Below are 2,175 nucleotides of genomic sequence, written 5' to 3'. Positions count from 1 at the left end.
CGATGCTCAAGTGGCATATTGCGCGAACGTCACCGTTGCGGCGCGGGCGCAGTCGTCGGTCTTGACGTTGACAAGCGCAACCGAGCCGCGATCGACCTCCCGTTGAGCGCGGTTCAGAGCCGGGCGAATTTCATCCGGGTGTTCGACGTATTCGCCATAACAGCCGAGCGCTTCGGCCATCTTGTCGAAACGCGTATAGCCAAGATTACGACCGGGCTTGTTGCGCTGGGGGTCAGCGGTCCAGCCTCCGTTGAGGCTGACCACCACCAAGATCGCAATGTTATGGCGCACCGCGGTGTCGAGCTCGAGTGCGTTGAGGCCAAACGAGCCGTCGCCGTGGACAACGATGACCTGTTTGTCGGGCTTGGCGATCTTCGCACCGATTCCGAACGGCAATCCAACGCCCATGGTGCCGAACGGTCCGGAATTGAGCCGATGGCCAGGCGCGAAGGTCGGCATCGACTGTCGGCCGAAGTTCAGGATTTCTTGCCCGTCGACCACCAGGATGGCGTCGCGCTGCATAAAATTCTTGATCTCGTCGCACAGTCGCAGCGGATGAATCGGCGTCTCGTCCATCGGCTTGTTTGCACCCGGCGTCTGGCGCTTTGCTGCTTCGCCGTCTGACAGCGTTCGCCGCCATGCGGAGAAATGATCCGCATTGATGCGCTTGGCGCTGGCCTCGATGAGCTGGCGGAGCACCGCCTTACAGTCGCCGACGATACCGATATCGACCCTGCGCGGCGCGGTGGCGATTTCGTCGGCATCGATATCGATGCGTGCGATCTTGGCGCTACCGTTGAAGCGGGGGGGTGCCGCATGGCCGATGATGTAATTCATGCGGGTGCCGACCACGATGATCAGGTCGGCGTCGCGAAAGGCTGCGGAGCGCATCGTCAGATACGAATATTCATGATCGTCCGCCACGACGCCGCGGCCCTGCGGTGTAGTGTAGAATGGAATGCCGGTCTTTTCGACGAACTCCTGCAGTTCCTGAGACGCCTTCGACCAGATCACGCCACTTCCGGACAGTATGATCGGCTGACGCGCCTGGGCGATCGAGTCGACCAGCGCGTTGATTTTTTCGGGATCGCCCAGCGGTCGCGCGTTTAACAGCGGCCGACCGGAAAGGCTCCAGTCAACCTGTTCTTCGGCAATCTTGGCGTAAAGAACATCGCCGGGAAAATCGAGATAAACTGGGCCCGGCTTGCCGCTCATCGCTTTCTGGAAGGCACAATTCACCTGCTCGGGGATGCGCTTCAGGTTATAAACTCGATCGGCCCATTTGGTACAAGGTTTCATAATTGCGAGCTGATCGATCTCCTGAAAAACCTGACGGCCGTTCTGGCCAATCGGGCTTGAGCCGCCAACCGCTACGACCGGGCAGCAATCGATCAACGCGTTGGCAATACCGGTTGTGAGGTTGATCACCCCGGGACCGCTTGCCGCCATGCACACGCTCGGTTTCTGCAACAGTCGGCTATAGGCCTGTCCCATAAAAGCGGCGGATTGCTCATGGCGCACGTCGAGCGGACGAATTCCTTCCTTAATACAGGAGGACTCGGCAAGCAGCATGGGCCCACCCATGAGGAAGAACAGAACGTCGGTGCCCTCGTTCTTCAACGATTTTGCCAGGATCTCCGAGCCGGTAAGTTCGGCCATGTGTTGCTTCCCCCTTTAGATGACGCCGTCCTCGCCGAGTTGTTTGATTTGGTCGGCGTCAAGACCGAGCCATTCACGCAAAATTTCATTGGTGTGTTGTCCGAGCAGCGGCGCCGGCTTGACTTCCGGAGCACGTCCGCTGAAGCGCACCGGCCAGCCCGGCATTTTGAACGCGCCGGCGGTTGGGTGCTCCATCGTCTGCATGATGCCCCGCTGCACGAAATCAGGTTGGTCGGTCAACTCCATGGTATCGAAGACTGCCCCCGCCGGCACGCCGGCGTCCGCCAGCCTGCGCATCGCCTCGCGCTTGTCGTGCCGGCGTGTCCAAGCAGTGATCATTTCGTCAATTTCCGGTTCGCGCTCCTGGCGCGCTGTCCCTGTGTCAAAGCTCGGATCGCCGATCAGGTCTTTGCGTCCGATCACCTCAAGCAATCGTCGCCAATGCGCCGGATTGGTGCGGCTGGTGTAGACATAGAGGTAGTCGTTCGGTCCGAAGGGCTTGCATGGATAGATGCC

The 2,175-nt window shown here is 59.9% G+C and carries 2 protein-coding genes; both read right to left on the bottom strand.

The features are described from left to right. Positions 1–6: 6 nt before the first annotated feature. Entirely contained in the window at positions 7–1,659 is a 1,653-nt protein-coding gene (locus VNX23_RS29565) for a thiamine pyrophosphate-binding protein (RefSeq protein WP_325635174.1), read from the bottom strand. A 15-nt stretch (positions 1,660–1,674) separates the two neighbouring features. Then, on the bottom strand, positions 1,675–2,175 hold a 501-nt coding region (locus VNX23_RS29560; protein WP_325635172.1), incomplete at its 5' end, for a CoA transferase.

Origin of the sequence: Bradyrhizobium sp. (genome assembly GCF_035570375.1) — a bacterium.
Taxonomy (GTDB): domain Bacteria; phylum Pseudomonadota; class Alphaproteobacteria; order Rhizobiales; family Xanthobacteraceae; genus Bradyrhizobium.
This window is presented reverse-complemented; position numbering and strand designations above follow the sequence as displayed.

Excerpts from the sequence above, each read along its gene's own strand:
- VNX23_RS29565 (WP_325635174.1), bottom strand. The coding sequence starts at position 1,659 with ATGGCCGAACTTACCGGCTCGGAGATCCTGGCAAAATCGTTGAAGAAC.